This window comes from Pseudomonas sp. SDO5591_S426 (assembly GCF_054070755.1).
On the sequence record NZ_JBSVXD010000338.1, the window covers coordinates 1 to 3,345 of the forward strand.

Genomic DNA, 3,345 nt, shown 5'->3' on the forward strand with positions numbered 1-3,345 from the left:
CACAGGTAACCGAGGTTGTACGCAAAATCTGTTACCACCATCGATCCCTGTGGGAGCGGGCTTGCCCGCGATGAACGATGACGCGGTCAACCTGCCGGTGAATCCGGTTTCGGCACCAGAAACGTCACACCAAAACGCTCCGCCACTTCGAAAATTCGCGGTAGGTCCTCGGGCACCTTGAACTGATCCATCGCCGTAAAAAACTGCCCGCCGCGGGGATCGGAGACCACGCCGATCATCTTCGCGGTGGTGCTGATGTTCTTGTAGGCATGAATCGATCCGGCCGGGATATGCACGTAGCCCCCGGTCGATACGGTGGTGGATTTGCCTTCCACGGTCACTTCGACCTGGCCGTCGACCACGTAGAACGCCTCGTCCCAAGGGTGAAAGTGCGGTGGCGGGCCGCCGCCTTGCACGCCTTCCTGGATATGCATTTCAAAGGGTTTGCTCATATCGCCGCCGGCAAGGACCGTGATCGTTTCGCCAACGACGTTGACCGGTGCCGGTGGAGCTTGGAGGACGTGAACCGTGCGCATGATTGCTCTCCGGGGGATGAGGCAGCACCCGCTGATTGTATGCGCTTGAACGGCGGACGACAGCCGTGATGCAGGGCCGTTGGTCCGGGTAATTTTGACGACGATGGAATTTTTTGGCTGATGACTCGCTCTGCTGAGGGAGGGAAGTGCTGATTCAGCACCCTGCAGCGACCCGCAGGTGAGCCATGAACAAGAATCTCGATGACTACAACCGCATGCGCGATTTTTCGGCGACGTCGGAGCCGGCCGCCGTCAAACGTCCGGGCAGAAAAAACGCCAAGGATCACGCCTTGCAGTTCTGCATCCAGAAGCACGACGCCTCGCGCCTGCATTATGACTTTCGCCTGGAACTCGATGGCGCGCTCAAGAGCTGGGCGGTGCCCAAGGGCCCGTCGCTGGACCCCAAGGTCAAGCGCCTGGCGGTGCACGTCGAAGACCATCCGCTGGACTACGCCAGCTTCGAAGGCAGCATCCCCGAAGGCCATTACGGTGCGGGCGATGTGATTGTCTGGGACCGTGGCGTGTGGATTCCCCAGGAGGATCCCGCCAAGGCCTATGCCAAGGGCAAGCTCAAGTTCGAGCTGCAAGGCGAGAAGCTCGAAGGCCTTTGGAATCTGGTGCGCACGCACATGCCGGGCAAGCAGGAACAGTGGTTTCTGATCAAGCATCAGGACGGCGCCGCGCGACCGGAAAGCGATTACGATGTGGTCAGCGCCGAGCCCGACAGTGTGCTCAGCGAGCGCACCATCGTCGCCAAATCACCCAAGGCTGCCAAACCCAAAGCCATCAAAAAACCGGCTACCCCGCAGAAGGAAAAGTCTGCTCCCCTCACTGGCGCGCGCAAGGCCAAACTACCGGAACAGATCAAACCGGAACTGGCGACGCTGGTGGAAAAAGCACCCGACGGTCAATGGAGCTACGAGGTCAAATTCGACGGCTATCGGATCATGGCGCGCATTGACCATGATGAAGTCAAACTCTTCACGCGCAACGGGCACGACTGGACCCACAAGTTGCCCGGCCAAGCCAAGGCATTGGCGAGCCTGGGTCTGGAATCCGCCTGGCTGGACGGTGAAATGGTGGTGGCGGACGAAGAGGGCGTGCCGGATTTTCAGGCGCTGCAAAACGCTTTCGAAGCCGGTCGCAGCGGCAACATTGTTTATTACCTGTTTGATTTGCCGTACCTCAATGGCGTCGATCTGCGCGAGGTGCCGGTGGAGGAGCGTCGCGCCGCGTTGGCGACAGTACTCAAAGCCACAAAAGATCCTTTGCTGCGCTTTTCCGATGCCTTCGGCGAAGACCCGGAAGCCTTGCTCAACAGCGCCTGCCAGATGCGCATGGAAGGCCTGATCGGCAAGCGCCTCGGATCGCCTTACGTGTCCCGGCGTAGCAGCGACTGGATCAAGCTCAAGTGCAAGCATCGACAGGAATTCGTGATTGTCGGCTTCACCGATCCCAAGGGTTCGCGCAGTGCCTTCGGTGCGTTGCTGCTGGGCCTGCATGACCGCGATAGCGGCGAATTGCGCTACGCCGGCAAGGTCGGCACCGGCTTCACCGAGGCCACGTTGAGCACCATCCATGCGCAACTCAAGCCCTTGCAAACGAAAAAACCGGCCGTGGTCAATCCGCCCAGTGGTGCCGAAGTCAGGGGCGTGCATTGGCTCAAACCGACCCTGTTGGCGGAAGTGGCTTTTGCCGAGATGACCAAGGACGGTTCGGTGCGTCATGCAGTGTTCCATGGCCTGCGCGACGACAAACCTGCCAAAGACATCACTGAGGAGCGTGCGACCGCCGTGAAAACTGCCTCCGCGAAAAAGACAGCCGCCAAGCCATCCGCCACGAAAAAGAAAGCCGAACCGGCCCCGTCACAGATCGGCCTGGACAAAGGCAAAGTGCGCATCACTCACCCGGACCGGGTCATCGACGCCACCAGCGGCACCACCAAAGTGCAACTGGCGGAGTACTACGCCAGCGTTGCCGAGTGGATTCTGCCGCAGCTCAAGGACCGCCCGGTGGCGCTGGTGCGTGCGCCGGACGGTATTGCCGGCGAACTGTTTTTCCAGAAAAACGCCGAGCGTTTGGCGATCCCCGGCATCACTACGCTGGACCAGAAGCTTACGGGGCAGCCGATGATGGTGATCAACAATGCCGAAGCACTGGTCGGCGCGGTGCAGATGAGCACCGTGGAGCTGCACACCTGGAACGCCACCTCGGACAATCTCGACAAGCCCGACCGCTTTGTCCTCGACCTCGACCCGGACCCGGCGCTGCCGTGGAAGCGCATGATCGAGGCCACGCAGTTGACCCTGACGGTGCTGGATGAATTGGGACTCAAGGCCTTTCTCAAGACCAGCGGCGGCAAGGGCATTCACCTGGTGGTGCCGCTGACCCGCAAGCTCGGCTGGGATGAGGTCAAGGACTTCAGCCACGCTATTGTCAGCCACATGGCGAAGCTGTTGCCGGAGCGTTTTTCCGCGGTGTCGGGGCCGAAGAACCGGGTGGGGCGGATCTTCATCGATTACCTGCGCAACGGGTTGGGCGCCACCACCATCTGCGCCTACTCTGCACGCACCCGCGAAGGGCTGCCGGTGTCGGTGCCGATTTATCGTGAGGAGGTGGCCGAGCTCAAGGGCGGCAATCAGTGGAACATACACAACGTGCATGAGCGCCTGGCCGAAGTGGGCGACGGGCCGTGGGAGGATCTGAAGAAAACCCGGCAGACGATTACTGCCGAAATGCGGCGGCGGGTCGGGATGAAGAAGGCGTGATGCGTCCTTGTAGGAGCACGGCTTGCCGGCGATGGCGATCT

2 protein-coding genes are annotated in these 3,345 nt (G+C 60.8%); one reads left to right on the forward strand and one right to left on the reverse strand.

Annotation, left to right across the window (positions count from 1 at the left end; genetic code table 11):
- Positions 1-86: 86 nt before the first annotated feature.
- Positions 87-536 carry a cupin domain-containing protein gene (locus ACW9JC_RS29525; RefSeq protein WP_338581630.1) on the reverse strand — a complete coding sequence of 150 codons (450 nt, stop codon included), beginning with the start codon at positions 534-536 and terminating at the stop codon, positions 87-89.
- A 185-nt stretch (positions 537-721) separates the two neighbouring features.
- Here ACW9JC_RS29525 and ligD point away from each other — a divergent pair, with 185 nt between their 5' ends.
- The gene (gene ligD, locus ACW9JC_RS29530) at positions 722-3,304 is read left to right on the forward strand and encodes a DNA ligase D (protein WP_457459462.1); all 2,583 of its coding nucleotides are present in this window, start codon (positions 722-724) and stop codon (positions 3,302-3,304) included.
- Positions 3,305-3,345 lie beyond the last annotated feature (41 nt).